We start from the raw sequence: 15,152 nt of genomic DNA on the forward strand, positions 1-15,152 counted from the left end.
GCGCCATTTGCGATTCGTGTTGACGGCTGTGCCTGTGGGGCTGGCGGCGACCGATCCTCGTGCAGCCGGATGCTGCATTGTCTGTGGCCTCAGCGATTGTGGACTATGCCATGAGACCAGCGACGGGTGCAAAACGCGCCGGCATGCTCGCCATTCTATCGTCCGTCTTCGGTGCTGGTGCTGTCCTTGCCGACGAAAGGCCGCTGATCTGGTCGGTTTCCAGATCGGGCGATCGTGATTTCGCCTTCCGCTCGGGTGTCGAATTCGACATGGGCTTGCGTGTCAGTCTCGGGGCCGAATCAAATGTGACGGCTGCGGGTGCTGCAGGTTCGGGCACACGCGTGCTGCCGCTGAGGCTGTGGGGTGATCTGACGCTGGTCTCGCAAAGCACGCGGCAGGCATCGGTGGGGCTGCGGTTCAACGCGAGGACCGGCGCCGCCAGGGTGGTGATGGCCGAGAATCGCTCGACGAGCGTCTCGCCGTCGCTGGATGTCTCTGCAAGCCGGGGTCTTGAGGCATCGCCAATGAACATTGTCGCACGCCAGAACGTCACCTTCACCTTCTCCGACATCGATGCCGCTATCCTCGCCGACATTGCTCTCGACAGCGCCGCCTCGCACCAGGCCTATGTGACGGTACGCAAAGGCCTGCCGCTCGGCGTCAGTCTCTCGGTCTCGGTGGGTGAATTCCAGAGTGGATCCCCGGCGAAGGTCAGCGCCCGGCTGCAGCGCCGGTGGTAGTTCGGACCGGCGAAGCGGGGGCTTTGGCAAAAAGGAATAAAAAGCCTCTTGCCAATCTTTGTTTGCCGTCTTAAAGGGTGCGCCATGCCTCGGACAGAACGGTTATGTTCAATCCGCAGGACGGCTTAGGGGTATAGCTCAGTTGGTAGAGCGGCGGTCTCCAAAACCGCAGGTCGTCGGTTCAAGCCCGGCTGCCCCTGCCATTTTCAGTGCGGCGCGCATCACTTCGCGACGTGCGGTGATTTATGGCATAAGCCAAAAAGTTGCTGAAGGTCCGTTTCCCTCTTGTGAAAAAGGGAATCGGTCTTTATGTAGGGTTCAAACAGACACGCGGTGCGTGGGGCTGAGTTATTCAGCTTTACGCGCCGTAAATGCGTGGGCATTAAATGGCATCCAAGGCAAATCCATTCGCGTTTCTGCAGCAGGTACGCTCCGAGACGTCCAAGGTCACGTGGCCATCGCGCCGCGAGACCGTGATTTCGACGCTCATGGTTCTGGCGATGGTCGTTTTCGCTGCGCTGTTTTTCTTCGGCGCTGACCAGCTCATCGGCTGGCTCCTCAGCCTTGTGCTGAGCATCGGCAATTAACGGACGGAGACGAACATGGCGGCACGTTGGTACATCGTCCACGCATACTCGAATTTTGAAAAGAAGGTCGCAGAGGACATCGAGAACAAGGCTCGTCAGAAGGGTCTCACTCATTTGTTCGAAAAGATCCTCGTTCCGACCGAAAAGGTCGTCGAGGTTCGTCGCGGCCGCAAGGTTGATAGCGAGCGCAAGTTCTTTCCCGGCTATGTGATGGTGCGGGCGGATCTGACGGACGAAGCTTATCACCTGATCAAGAATACCCCGAAGGTTACGGGTTTCCTCGGTTCCGACAATAAGCCGGTTCCGATTCCCGACTTTGAGGCTGATCGTATCCTGGGTCAGGTCCAGGAAGGCGTCGAGCGTCCGAAGTCGTCCGTTACCTTCGAGATCGGCGAGCAGGTTCGCGTCTCTGACGGTCCCTTCGCCTCGTTCAACGGCGTTGTTCAGGATGTCGATGAGGAGCGTTCGCGCCTCAAGGTCGAAGTTTCCATCTTCGGTCGCGCGACGCCGGTCGAACTCGAATACGCTCAGGTCGAAAAGGTCTGAGTGGAGAAGGGGAGGTAACTCCCCGAGCCGCGTGGGAGGATGGCAGTCTCTAAGCCGGACTGACCAGACGTACCACGCAACCGCAGCCGCCGGGTAATTCCGGCATATTGAAAGGCAGAGAGATATGGCTAAGAAAGTTGCAGGCCAGCTCAAGCTTCAGGTCAAGGCAGGATCGGCAAACCCGTCCCCGCCAATCGGCCCGGCGCTTGGTCAGCGTGGCGTAAACATCATGGAATTCTGCAAGGCGTTCAATGCCGCCACGCAGGAAATGGAAAAGGGTATGCCGATCCCGGTCGTCATCACCTATTACCAGGACAAGTCCTTCACTTTCATCATGAAGCAGCCGCCGGTCAGCTACTTCCTGAAGAAGGAAGCCAAGATCACATCCGGCTCGAAGCTGCCGGGTAAGACAAAGGCTGGCTCCATCACCAAGGCTCAGGTCCAGACGATCGCTGAAGCTAAGATGAAGGATCTCAACGCCGCGGATCTCGCTGGCGCAATGGCTATGATCGAGGGCTCCGCCCGCGCCATGGGCCTGGAAGTGGTGGCTTAAAATGGCAAAGCTTGCAAAGCGTATTCAGAAGATCCGCGAAGGCGTTGATCCGACCAAGCTCGTCGCTCTGTCCGACGCCATTTCGATGGTCAAGGAACGTGCGGTTGCCAAGTTCGACGAAACCGTTGAAATCGCAATGAACCTCGGCGTTGACCCGCGTCATGCCGACCAGATGGTTCGTGGCGTTGTCAACCTGCCGAACGGCACGGGCCGCGACGTTCGCGTTGCTGTCTTCGCACGTGGCGCCAAGGCTGATGAAGCCAAGGCCGCTGGTGCAGACATCGTCGGCGCCGAAGACCTCGTCGAAATCGTTCAGGGCGGCAAGATCGACTTCGATCGTTGCATCGCGACCCCGGACATGATGCCGCTCGTCGGTCGTCTCGGTAAGGTTCTCGGCCCGCGCGGCATGATGCCGAACCCGAAGGTCGGCACTGTGACCATGGACGTCGCTGGCGCCGTCAAGGCTTCCAAGGGCGGTGCTGTCGAGTTCCGCGTCGAGAAGGCTGGTATCATCCATGCCGGCATCGGCAAGGCTTCCTTCGATGCCAAGGCGCTCGAAGAAAACATCAAGGCTTTTGCTGACGCTGTCGTCAAGGCAAAGCCGGCTGGTGCCAAGGGTAACTACGTTAAGCGCGTAGCGATCTCCTCGACCATGGGTCCGGGCGTCAAGATCGATCCGTCGACGGTTACGGCTTAATCTATTTCGGCCGGGGCTTCGCGCTCCGGTCAACCAAGTTTCCGGCCTTTCGGGGCCGGAAATGTCTGGCCTTAAAAACCAGACACTCCTGTCCGAGATTGTGGGTGGCCCCCGTGGCCTTAATATTCACCTGCATGAGACGGGGTAAGACCCGATTTTAAACGTCTGTAGACGTCTTGAAGTTCGGTTCGAGCCTTATTCGCCTTGGCATCGAAGTTCGCTTCGCTGCGAGGGGGCAGGATCCTCAAGCGTCGCTCGGGATCTGATGAGTTGGATCCCTTGAGGCAAAAGGCAAACCCGATGGGGCCCGCAGATTGCGGTCTCATCAACTGGAGACAGACAGTGGAAAGAGCGGAAAAACGCGAATTCGTCACAGAACTGAACGAAGTCTTCAAGGCTTCCGGTTCGGTTGTTGTGGCCCACTATGCTGGTGTCACAGTTGCGCAGATGAACGACTTCCGTTCAAAAATGCGTGCTGCTGGCGGCACCGTCAAAGTCGCGAAGAACCGCCTGGCCAAGATCGCTCTTCAGGGCACGGAAGCCGAAGGGATCACCGATCTCTTCAAGGGTCAGACGCTGATTGCATTCAGCAATGATCCGATCACGGCTCCGAAGGTCGTCATGGATTTCGCCAAGACCAACGACAAGATCGTTGTTCTCGGTGGCGCCATGGGAACAACCACGCTCACCGCCGATGCAGTCAAGTCGCTTGCGACCCTGCCTTCGCTGGACGAGCTGCGTGCGAAGCTGCTGGGCATGATCCAGACTCCGGCTACGCGTATCGCAGGTGTGGTACAGGCACCGGCAGCTCAGCTTGCCCGCGTGTTTGCGGCCTATGCAAAGAAGGACGAAGCCGCGTAAGGCGGTTTTTCGCTGTTCATACCCTAACTCGTTCGTTTCGAACCGAACATCTATAAGGAAATAGTAAAATGGCTGATCTCGCAAAGATCGTTGACGACCTCTCGGCTCTGACCGTTCTGGAAGCTGCTGAGCTTTCCAAGCTGCTCGAAGAAAAGTGGGGCGTTTCTGCAGCTGCTCCTGTAGCTGTTGCTGCTGCTGGCGGCGGCGCTGCTGCTGTTGTTGAAGAAGAAAAGACCGAGTTTGACGTCATCCTCACGGATGCCGGCGCAAACAAGATCAACGTCATCAAGGAAGTCCGCGCTATCACAGGTCTCGGCCTGAAGGAAGCCAAGGACCTCGTCGAAGGCGCTCCGAAGGCTGTCAAGGAAGCTGTTTCGAAGGCTGAAGCTGCCGACCTCAAGAAGAAGCTTGAAGACGCCGGCGCTAAGGTCGACGTTAAGTAATATCGGAATGCGGCGGGAGAAGGTTTCCTTTTCCCGCCGGTTTCCTCCGAACATATTACCCAGGAACCGTATGAAAACGGTTCCTGGGTAATGGGTTCTCAAGAGGATGGTCTTGACCCGCGCACCCGGCAAACCGGCCGGCCGCCCGGATCTCGAGACGAGATTGAGTGATCCATTTTTTGACGGAGCCGCCTGGCCAGCGGTCACCGTCTGTTGCAGGCCCGGGTGCAAACTGACAAGGAGCGACGATGGCTCAGACCCTTACCTTTAACGGTCGCAGGCGCGTACGCAAGTTTTTCGGAAAAATTCCAGAAGTCGCAGAAATGCCGAACCTTATTGAGGTTCAGAAGGCATCTTATGACCAGTTCCTCATGGTCGACGAGCCCGAAGGCGGCCGTCCCGACGAGGGACTGAATGCCGTTTTCAGGTCCGTATTCCCGATCACCGATTTTTCCGGTGCGTCGATGCTGGAATTCGTGTCCTATGAATTCGAACAGCCCAAGTTCGACGTTGACGAATGCCGTCAGCGCGACCTGACCTATGCCGCACCGCTCAAGGTCACGCTGCGCCTGATCGTGTTCGATATCGACGAGGATACGGGCGCGAAGTCCATCAAGGACATCAAGGAACAGTCTGTCTACATGGGCGACATGCCGCTCATGACCAACAACGGCACGTTCATCGTCAACGGCACCGAGCGCGTCATCGTCTCGCAGATGCACCGTTCGCCGGGCGTCTTCTTCGACCACGACAAGGGCAAGAGCCATTCGTCGGGCAAGCTGCTGTTTGCCGCACGCGTCATTCCGTATCGCGGCTCCTGGCTCGATATCGAATTCGACGCCAAGGACATCGTGCACGCCCGTATCGACCGTCGTCGCAAGATCCCCGTGACCTCGCTGCTGATGGCGCTCGGCATGGACGGCGAAGAGATCCTGTCGACCTTCTATACCAAGTCGAACTATGTCCGCGACGGCAAGGGCTGGCGCATTCCGTTCACGCCTGAAACGCTGAAGGGCGCCAAGACCATCACCGACATGATCGACGCCGACACCGGCGAAGTCGTGGTCGAAGGTGGTAAGAAGCTCACCCCGCGTCTCTTGCGTCAGTTGACCGACAAGGGCCTCAAGGCCCTGCGCGCGGCCGATGAAGACCTCTACGGCAACTACCTTGCCGAAGACCTGGTCAACATGGCGACCGGCGAGATCTACATGGAAGCCGGCGCGGAAATCGACGAGAAGACCCTGCCGCAGATCCTTGAAACCGGTTTCGACGAAATCCCGGTTCTCGGCATCGACCATATCAACGTGGGCGCCTACATCCGCAACACGCTGGCCGCAGACAAGAACGAGAACCGTCAGGACGCTCTGTTCGATATCTACCGTGTCATGCGTCCGGGTGAACCGCCGACGATGGATTCGGCTGAAGCCATGTTCAACTCGCTGTTCTTCGACAGCGAGCGCTATGATCTGTCCGCCGTTGGCCGCGTCAAGATGAACATGCGCCTCGACCTCGACGTCGAAGACACCGTTCGTGTCCTGCGCAAGGACGACATCCTGGCCGTGGTCAAGATGCTGGTCGAACTGCGCGACGGCAAGGGCGAGATCGACGACATCGACAACCTCGGCAACCGCCGCGTTCGCTCGGTCGGTGAATTGATGGAGAACCAGTATCGTCTGGGTCTCTTGCGCATGGAGCGCGCCATCAAGGAACGCATGTCGTCGATCGAGATCGACACCGTCATGCCGCAGGACCTGATCAACGCCAAGCCGGCAGCAGCTGCCGTCCGCGAATTCTTCGGCTCCTCGCAGCTGTCGCAGTTCATGGACCAGGTGAACCCGCTTTCGGAAATCACCCACAAGCGCCGCCTTTCGGCTCTTGGACCGGGTGGTCTGACCCGCGAGCGCGCCGGCTTTGAAGTCCGCGACGTTCATCCGACCCACTACGGCCGTATTTGCCCGATCGAGACGCCGGAAGGCCCGAACATCGGTCTGATCAACTCGCTGGCTACCTTTGCACGGGTCAACAAGTACGGCTTCATTGAAAGCCCGTACCGCAAGATCATCGACGGCAAGGTGACAAAGGACGTCGTCTATCTTTCAGCGATGGAAGAAGCGAAATACTACGTCGCCCAGGCCAATTCCGAGCTGACGGCCGACAACGAATTCGTCGAAGAGTTCGTCGTATGCCGTCATGCCGGCGAAGTCATGCTGTCCCCGCGCGACACCATCAACCTGATGGACGTTTCGCCGAAGCAGCTGGTGTCCGTTGCGGCCGCTCTCATTCCGTTCCTGGAAAACGACGACGCCAACCGCGCCCTCATGGGCTCGAACATGCAGCGTCAGGCCGTGCCGCTTCTGCGTGCCGAAGCCCCGTTCGTCGGTACCGGCATGGAGCCGATCGTTGCCCGTGACTCCGGTGCTGCCATCGGTGCCCGTCGCGGCGGCGTGGTCGACCAGGTCGATGCGACGCGTATCGTTATCCGCGCCACCGAGGACCTCGATCCGTCGAAGTCCGGCGTTGATATCTACCGTCTGCAGAAGTTCCAGCGCTCCAACCAGAACACCTGCGTCAACCAGCGTCCGCTGGTCACCGTCGGTGACATCTTGAACAAGGGCGACATCATCGCGGACGGTCCTTCGACCGACCTCGGCGATCTGGCTCTCGGCCGCAACGCGCTCGTCGCGTTCATGCCGTGGAACGGCTACAACTATGAGGACTCGATCCTCATGTCGGAGCGCATCGTCTCGGAAGACGTCTTCACCTCGATCCATATCGAGGAGTTCGAAGTCATGGCCCGTGACACCAAGCTCGGTCCGGAAGAAATCACCCGCGACATTCCGAACGTTTCGGAAGAAGCGCTGCGCAACCTCGACGAAGCCGGTATTGTCTATATCGGTGCCGAAGTTCAGCCGGGTGACATCCTCGTCGGCAAGATCACCCCGAAGGGCGAAAGCCCGATGACGCCGGAAGAAAAGCTTCTGCGCGCCATCTTCGGTGAAAAGGCTTCCGACGTCCGCGACACGTCCATGCGCATGCCTCCGGGCACGTTCGGTACCGTCGTCGAAGTTCGCGTCTTCAACCGCCACGGCGTTGAGAAGGACGAACGTGCGATGGCGATCGAGCGCGAGGAAATCGAACGCCTCGCCAAGGACCGTGACGACGAACAGGCGATCCTCGACCGTAACGTCTACGGCCGTCTGCTCGACATGCTGCGTGGCCACGTCTCGATTGCCGGTCCGAAGGGCTACAAGAAGGGTGGCGAACTGTCGAACGCCGTCATCTCCGAGTATCCTCGTTCGCAATGGTGGATGTTCGCTGTCGAAGACGAAAAGGCTCAGGCCGAACTCGAAGCGCTTCGCGGTCAGTACGACGAATCCAAGTCGCGCCTTGAACAGCGCTTCATGGACAAGGTCGAGAAGGTCCAGCGCGGTGACGAAATGCCTCCGGGCGTCATGAAGATGGTCAAGGTCTTTGTCGCTGTGAAGCGCAAGATCCAGCCAGGCGACAAGATGGCCGGCCGTCACGGCAACAAGGGTGTTGTGTCGCGGATCGTGCCTGTCGAAGACATGCCGTTCCTCGAAGACGGCACGCATGTCGACATCGTTCTGAACCCGCTCGGCGTTCCGTCGCGCATGAACGTCGGCCAGATCCTCGAAACCCACCTTGCCTGGGCTTGCGCCGGCATGGGCAAGAAGATCGGCCAGATGCTTGAGGACTATCGCAAGCATCTCGACATCACCGACCTGCGCAACGAGCTGACCGGGATCTATGCCTCGGAACAGCACAACGAGGTCTCGTCCTTCGACGATGAATCGCTGGTTCGTCTTGCCGAAGAAGCCAAGCGCGGTGTCTCCATCGCGACCCCGGTTTTCGACGGTGCGCATGAAAGCGACGTCTCCGAGATGCTGACGAAGGCGGGCCTCAACCCGTCGGGCCAGTCTGTTCTGTATGATGGCCGTACCGGCGAAGCTTTCGACCGTCAGGTGACCGTTGGCTACATGTACATGATCAAGCTGAACCACTTGGTCGATGACAAGATCCACGCTCGTTCGATCGGTCCTTACTCGCTCGTCACCCAGCAGCCGCTCGGTGGTAAGGCGCAGTTCGGCGGTCAGCGTTTCGGGGAAATGGAAGTCTGGGCGCTGGAAGCCTACGGCGCCGCCTACACCCTGCAGGAAATGCTGACGGTGAAGTCGGACGACGTGGCCGGCCGTACCAAGGTCTACGAGGCGATCGTCCGTGGCGACGATACCTTCGAAGCGGGCATTCCCGAGAGCTTCAACGTTCTCGTTAAGGAAATGCGCTCGCTGGGCCTCAGCGTCGAACTGGAGAATTCCAAGCTCGATGACGCGGCAACCGGCCAGCTGCCTGACGCGGCAGAGTAAAAGTTGACAAGGGCGTGCGGGACAGTCTCGCACGCCATTCCCGCCTTGAACCGCTTTGGTCGGGGCAGGGAAGTTTCGCCGCATTTGGCGGTTATTGTCATTTAAGGGTTCGGTCCAGCATCCCGGGAATTTGCTGAAACCGACACCCAATTGAGGGCTCTTTTGCCCCATGAAGGAGACAGGCATGAACCAAGAGGTCATGAACCTTTTCAACCCGTCGGTACCGGCGCAGCACTTCGATTCCATCCGGATTTCGATTGCCAGCCCGGAAAAGATTCTTTCGTGGTCCTACGGCGAGATCAAGAAGCCGGAAACCATCAACTATCGTACGTTCAAGCCGGAACGCGACGGTCTTTTCTGCGCGCGTATCTTCGGACCGATCAAGGACTACGAATGCTTGTGCGGCAAGTACAAGCGTATGAAGTACAAGGGCATCATCTGCGAAAAGTGCGGCGTCGAAGTGACGTTGTCGCGTGTTCGCCGTGAGCGCATGGGCCATATCGAGCTCGCTGCACCCGTTGCCCATATCTGGTTCCTGAAGTCGTTGCCGTCGCGCATCTCGACCCTGCTCGACATGACGCTGAAGGATGTGGAGCGCGTTCTCTACTTCGAAAACTACATCGTCACGGAGCCGGGCCTGACCTCGCTCAAGGAAAATCAGCTTCTTTCCGAAGAAGAATACATGATTGCCGTTGACGAGTTCGGCGAAGACCAGTTCACCGCCATGATCGGCGCTGAAGCCATCTATGAGATGCTGGCCTCGATGAACCTCGAGAAGATCGCTGGCGATCTGCGTGCTGATCTGGCTGAGACCACGTCGGATCTCAAGCAGAAGAAGCTGATGAAGCGCCTGAAGATCGTCGAGAACTTCATGGAATCCGGCAACCGCCCGGAATGGATGATCATGAAGGTCGTTCCGGTCATCCCGCCGGATCTGCGCCCGCTCGTTCCTCTGGACGGCGGCCGTTTCGCCACGTCCGACCTGAACGATCTCTATCGTCGCGTGATCAACCGTAACAACCGTCTGAAGCGCCTGATCGAACTGCGCGCGCCGGGCATCATCATCCGCAACGAAAAGCGCATGCTGCAGGAATCTGTGGACGCGCTGTTCGACAACGGCCGTCGTGGCCGCGTCATCACCGGTGCCAATAAGCGTCCGCTGAAGTCGCTGTCCGACATGCTCAAGGGCAAGCAGGGCCGCTTCCGCCAGAACCTTCTCGGCAAGCGCGTCGACTATTCCGGTCGTTCGGTTATCGTGACAGGTCCGGAACTGAAGCTGCACCAGTGCGGTCTGCCGAAGAAGATGGCGCTCGAGCTGTTCAAGCCGTTCATCTATGCCCGTCTCGACGCCAAGGGTTATTCCTCGACCGTCAAGCAGGCCAAGAAGCTGGTTGAAAAGGAAAAGCCGGAAGTCTGGGATATCCTCGACGAGGTTATCCGCGAGCATCCGGTTCTCCTGAACCGCGCGCCGACGCTCCACCGCCTGGGCATCCAGGCCTTCGAACCCACGCTGGTCGAAGGCAAGGCTATCCAGCTGCACCCGCTCGTCTGCACGGCCTTCAATGCCGACTTCGACGGCGACCAGATGGCCGTTCACGTGCCGCTGTCGCTCGAAGCCCAGCTTGAAGCCCGCGTTCTGATGATGTCGACGAACAACATCCTGCACCCGGCCAACGGTGCACCGATCATCGTTCCGTCGCAGGACATGGTTCTGGGTCTCTACTACCTGTCGATCATGAACCAGAACGAGCCGGGCGAAGGCATGGCCTTCTCCGACATCGGCGAGCTGCATCACGCGCTTGAAAACAAGATCGTGACGCTGCACTCGAAGATCCGCGGCCGCTTCAAGACGGTTGACGAAGAAGGCAAGCCGGTTTCGAAGATTTTCGAAACGACGCCTGGCCGTATGCTCATCGGCGAACTTCTGCCGAAGAACGTCAAGGTGCCTTTCGACACCTGCAACCAGGAAATGACCAAGAAGAACATCTCCAAGATGATCGACACGGTCTACCGTCATTGCGGCCAGAAAGACACGGTCATCTTCTGCGACCGCATCATGCAGCTCGGCTTCAGCCATGCGTGCAAGGCTGGCATCTCGTTCGGCAAGGACGACATGGTCATCCCGGAAACCAAGGCCAAGATCGTCGGCGATACCGAAAGTCTGGTCAAGGAATACGAGCAGCAGTACAATGACGGTCTGATCACTCAGGGCGAAAAGTACAACAAGGTCGTCGACGCTTGGGGCAAGGCAACCGAAAAGGTCGCCGAGGACATGATGGCCCGCATTAAGGCCGTCGAGTTCGATCCGGAAACGGGTCGCCAGAAGCAGATGAACGCCATCTACATGATGTCCCATTCCGGTGCGCGTGGTTCTCCGAACCAGATGCGTCAGCTGGGCGGCATGCGCGGCCTGATGGCCAAGCCGTCGGGTGAAATCATCGAGACGCCGATCATCTCGAACTTCAAGGAAGGTCTGACCGTTAACGAGTACTTCAACTCGACCCACGGTGCCCGTAAGGGTCTCGCAGACACCGCCTTGAAGACCGCGAACTCCGGTTACCTGACCCGTCGTCTCGTCGACGTCGCGCAGGATTGCATCGTCAACCTCGTGGATTGCGGCACCGACAAGGGCCTGACCATGACGGCGATCATCGATGCCGGTCAGGTCGTGGCTTCCATCGGCGTTCGCGTTCTCGGACGTACGGCACTGGACGACATCGATCATCCGCTCACGGGTGAACGCATCGTCGATGCTGGCAAGATGATCCTCGAGCCCGATGTCATCGAAATCGAAAAGGCTGGCATTCAGTCGATCCGTATCCGTTCGGCCCTGACCTGCGAAGTTCAGACCGGCGTTTGCTCGATCTGCTACGGCCGAGATCTGGCCCGCGGTACGCCTGTCAACATGGGCGAAGCCGTCGGCGTCATCGCGGCGCAGTCGATCGGTGAACCGGGCACCCAGCTCACCATGCGTACGTTCCACCTTGGTGGCACGGCGACCGTGGTCGACCAGTCGTTCCTGGAAGCGTCGTACGAAGGGACCGTTCAGATCAAGAACCGCAACATGCTGCGCAATTCCGATGGCAATCTGATTGCCATGGGCCGCAGCCTGGCCGTGACCATTCTTGACGAACGCGGTGTCGAGCGCTCCTCGCAGCGTGTTGCCTACGGTTCGAAGGTCTTCGTTGATGACGGCGACAAGGTGAAGCGCGGCCAGCGTCTGGCCGAGTGGGATCCGTACACACGCCCGATGATGACGGAAGTCGAAGGTACCGTGCATTTCGAGGACGTCATCGACGGTCTCTCGGTGCTCGAAGCGACCGACGAATCCACCGGCATCACCAAGCGTCAGGTTATCGACTGGCGTTCGACCCCGCGCGGTGCGGATCTGAAGCCGGCCATCGTCATCAAGGACGCTGCAGGCAATGTCCTGAAGATGTCCCGCGGCAGCGATGCTCGCTTCTTCCTCTCGGTGGATGCGATCCTGTCGGTTGAACCTGGTACCAAGGTTTCCCAGGGTGACGTGCTTGCACGTTCGCCGCTGGAAAGCGCCAAGACCAAGGACATCACCGGTGGTCTGCCACGTGTTGCCGAACTGTTCGAAGCTCGTCGTCCAAAGGACCATGCCATCATCGCTGAGATCGATGGTACGATCCGCCTCGGCCGCGACTACAAGAACAAGCGTCGCGTCATCATCGAGCCGGCGGAAGACGGTGTCGAACCGGTCGAGTACCTGATCCCGAAGGGCAAGCCCTTCCACCTTCAGGACGGCGACTATATCGAAAAGGGTGATTACATCCTCGACGGTAACCCGGCACCGCACGACATCCTGGCGATCAAGGGCGTCGAAGCACTCGCTTCGTACCTGGTCAACGAAATCCAGGAAGTCTACCGTCTGCAGGGCGTTGTCATCAACGACAAGCACATCGAGGTGATCGTTCGCCAGATGCTGCAGAAGGTTGAAATCACCGATGCTGGCGATAGCCATTACATCGTTGGCGACAATGTCGACCGGATCGAAATGGACGACAACAACGAGCGTCTGATCGAGGAAGGCAAGAAGCCGGCTTACGGCGATCCGGTCCTTCTCGGTATCACCAAGGCATCGCTGCAGACCCCGTCGTTCATCTCGGCCGCATCCTTCCAGGAAACCACCAAGGTTCTCACGGAAGCTGCGATCGCCGGCAAGACCGACACGCTGCAGGGTCTCAAGGAGAACGTCATCGTCGGCCGTCTGATCCCGGCCGGTACCGGTGGCACCATGACGCAGATCCGCCGCATTGCCACCTCGCGTGATGAACTCATCATCGAGGAACGCAAGAAGGGCACGGGCGCCGACGTTGCAACGCCGATGCTGCAGAACCTGGCCGGTCAAGCAGCACCTGCTGCCGAATAAGCCGCAAACGACGGGCGCGACGAAGTCGCATCCGCCAGTTTGACAGATCGAAGGCGCCCGGGTTTCCCGGGCGCTTTTTCGTTTGGTGAAGAATGTCCGGGGCTGACGCCGATCGAATATGACTGGCGCGACCTGCGATCCGGCGGCAAAATGCGAAAAGGCCACCCGGAGAAATCCGGATGGCCTTGCAAGTCAGGAAGAAAGCGCGGGTCGCTTCAGTTGAAGCGGATGATTGCCACTTCGCCTTCGAGTGCGCCCTGATAGGCGGACGCATGCGGTTCCTCGTCCGGCTCGCCGGTGATCATGCCGATCTGGTCGAGGTCCGCTTCGAGGAAGCCTTCCTCCGAAAGGGCGTTGAGCGCCAGCCGCACGGCCGAATCGTCATCCGGCGCCGTCAGAAGCACATGCAGGTCGATCGGCGCGCCGCCTTCGGTTTCGTATGCCTTTGCGATGATGATGAACACCATCGGCTCGTCGCGATTGTTGTCGTTGTCGGGACTGGTGATCATGGCGTCTGGTCTTCTTGTTCGAGTGTCACGATTCTCTGCGGGTCGAATCGTCCAAGGCAGGGTAGGGTGAATTGACGTTGCCCAACTCCTTATCTAGAAGTTTCGCGGATCAAGCCAAGCCAATTCGTTACCTGTCGCCGTTTTTCCAATGCGGAAAGCCGCCAAAGGCCTACTCTACAGGCCTTCCGGCCATTAATTTTCGATTGAGACTTGACGAAAGAGGGGGAAAACAGTATTCCCCCGGCCATCAGAGCCCATGTGAGGCCGGGTTTTTTGGGACGCCACGTCCTGGAGTTCGCCTCAAACAAGGTTCTTTACGCACGTTGACGACACGAATGCTGCACGCAAGACGCGTTTCTTGAAATGCGTCCTCTGTCTTTTGTGGTCCATCCGCTTGAAACGGATCGGGCCACATTTTGCGCATGAAGAAAATGTGCGGCCGCCGCCGGAAACGGCAATACCGTGGGCTCGCAAGGGCTTGAGAGACTAAATTTGCAAGGGATGGTTATATGCCTACCGTAAACCAGCTGATCCGCAAGCCGCGTCAGGCACAGGTAAAGCGCAACAAGGTACCTGCTCTGCAGGAAAACCCACAGAAGCGCGGCGTTTGCACCCGCGTTTATACGACGACCCCGAAGAAGCCGAACTCGGCTCTGCGTAAGGTCGCCAAGATCCGTCTGACCAATGGCTTCGAAGTCATCGGCTACATTCCGGGTGAAGGTCACAACCTGCAGGAACACTCCGTCGTCATGATCCGTGGCGGTCGTGTAAAGGACTTGCCGGGCGTTCGTTACCACATCATCCGCGGCGTTCTCGATACCCAGGGTGTCAAGAACCGTAAGCAGCGCCGTTCCAAGTATGGTGCCAAGCGTCCGAAGTAATTCGGCCTTTTAGATTTAACGGCGCTGCGCGAGGTTCTCCGCGTGGTAAAGCGTCCTAACCGTTGAGAGACAAACTAGTATGTCCCGTCGCCATAGTGCAGAAAAGCGCGAAATCAATCCGGACCCGAAGTTCGGCGATCTCGTCGTCACCAAGTTCATGAACGCCATCATGCTTCACGGCAAGAAGTCGGTCGCTGAAAACATCGTTTACGGTGCTTTCGATGCGGTCCAGGCCAAGGCCAAGGCAGAGCCGATCGCAATCTTCCATCAGGCGCTCGACAATGTCGCGCCGCATGTTGAAGTGCGTTCGCGCCGCGTAGGTGGTGCAACTTACCAGGTTCCCGTTGATGTTCGTCCGGAGCGCCGTCAGGCCCTCGCCATCCGTTGGCTGATCGCTGCCGCTCGCAAGCGCAACGAGACCACCATGATCGACCGTCTGTCGGGCGAACTGATGGATGCGTCCAACAACCGTGGCTCCGCCGTCAAGAAGCGCGAAGACACCCACAAGATGGCCGACGCAAACCGCGCCTTCTCGCATTACCGTTGGTAATCTG

12 protein-coding genes and 1 tRNA gene are annotated in these 15,152 nt (G+C 58.6%); 12 read left to right on the forward strand and 1 reads right to left on the reverse strand.

What is annotated here, in order from left to right:
• Positions 1–110 precede the first annotated feature (110 nt).
• The 10 genes from LQ231_RS10320 (at position 111) to rpoC (ending at position 13,208) form a co-directional block, all read left to right on the forward strand.
• A complete protein-coding gene (locus LQ231_RS10320; protein ID WP_230171275.1) occupies positions 111–740 on the forward strand; it encodes a hypothetical protein in 630 nt (209 codons plus the stop codon).
• Between the two features lie 127 nt (positions 741–867).
• Positions 868–943: transfer RNA gene (locus tag LQ231_RS10325), tRNA-Trp, on the forward strand.
• Positions 944–1,126: 183 nt separating this feature from the next.
• The gene (gene secE / locus LQ231_RS10330) at positions 1,127–1,327 is read left to right on the forward strand and encodes a preprotein translocase subunit SecE (protein WP_230171276.1); all 201 of its coding nucleotides are present in this window, start codon (positions 1,127–1,129) and stop codon (positions 1,325–1,327) included.
• Positions 1,328–1,342: 15 nt separating this feature from the next.
• Entirely contained in the window at positions 1,343–1,873 is a 531-nt protein-coding gene (gene nusG / locus LQ231_RS10335; protein WP_113144298.1) for a transcription termination/antitermination protein NusG, read from the forward strand.
• A gap of 124 nt (positions 1,874–1,997) precedes the next feature.
• Positions 1,998–2,426, forward strand: a complete 429-nt coding sequence (rplK, locus tag LQ231_RS10340) for a 50S ribosomal protein L11 (RefSeq protein WP_113144299.1) — start codon at positions 1,998–2,000, stop codon at positions 2,424–2,426.
• A gap of 1 nt (position 2,427) precedes the next feature.
• Positions 2,428–3,123, forward strand: a complete 696-nt coding sequence (rplA, locus tag LQ231_RS10345) for a 50S ribosomal protein L1 (RefSeq protein ID WP_113144300.1) — start codon at positions 2,428–2,430, stop codon at positions 3,121–3,123.
• A gap of 342 nt (positions 3,124–3,465) precedes the next feature.
• The gene (gene rplJ, locus LQ231_RS10350; RefSeq protein WP_054160245.1) at positions 3,466–3,984 is read left to right on the forward strand and encodes a 50S ribosomal protein L10; all 519 of its coding nucleotides are present in this window, start codon (positions 3,466–3,468) and stop codon (positions 3,982–3,984) included.
• Positions 3,985–4,052: 68 nt separating this feature from the next.
• Positions 4,053–4,427, forward strand: coding sequence for a 50S ribosomal protein L7/L12 (gene rplL / locus LQ231_RS10355; RefSeq protein ID WP_113144301.1), 375 nt, complete (start codon positions 4,053–4,055; stop codon positions 4,425–4,427).
• A 248-nt stretch (positions 4,428–4,675) separates the two neighbouring features.
• Positions 4,676–8,812, forward strand: a complete 4,137-nt coding sequence (rpoB, locus tag LQ231_RS10360; RefSeq protein WP_113144302.1) for a DNA-directed RNA polymerase subunit beta — start codon at positions 4,676–4,678, stop codon at positions 8,810–8,812.
• 184 nt (positions 8,813–8,996) lie between these two features.
• Complete coding sequence (rpoC, locus tag LQ231_RS10365) at positions 8,997–13,208, forward strand: DNA-directed RNA polymerase subunit beta' (RefSeq protein ID WP_113144303.1); 4,212 nt, start codon at positions 8,997–8,999, stop codon at positions 13,206–13,208.
• 215 nt (positions 13,209–13,423) lie between these two features.
• Here rpoC and LQ231_RS10370 read toward each other — a convergent pair whose 3' ends face one another.
• A complete protein-coding gene (locus tag LQ231_RS10370) occupies positions 13,424–13,717 on the reverse strand; it encodes a transcriptional regulator (RefSeq protein ID WP_113144304.1) in 294 nt (97 codons plus the stop codon).
• A 509-nt stretch (positions 13,718–14,226) separates the two neighbouring features.
• Between LQ231_RS10370 and rpsL the strand changes: the two genes are divergently transcribed.
• The gene (gene rpsL, locus LQ231_RS10375; protein WP_003507760.1) at positions 14,227–14,598 is read left to right on the forward strand and encodes a 30S ribosomal protein S12; all 372 of its coding nucleotides are present in this window, start codon (positions 14,227–14,229) and stop codon (positions 14,596–14,598) included.
• Positions 14,599–14,677: 79 nt separating this feature from the next.
• Positions 14,678–15,148: a 30S ribosomal protein S7 gene (gene rpsG, locus LQ231_RS10380; protein ID WP_113144305.1), complete on the forward strand. Its 471-nt coding sequence runs from the start codon at positions 14,678–14,680 to the stop codon at positions 15,146–15,148.
• Positions 15,149–15,152 lie beyond the last annotated feature (4 nt).

It is taken from the genome of Rhizobium sp. CECT 9324, assembly GCF_918741265.1.
Classification (GTDB): Bacteria; Pseudomonadota; Alphaproteobacteria; order Rhizobiales; family Rhizobiaceae; genus Allorhizobium.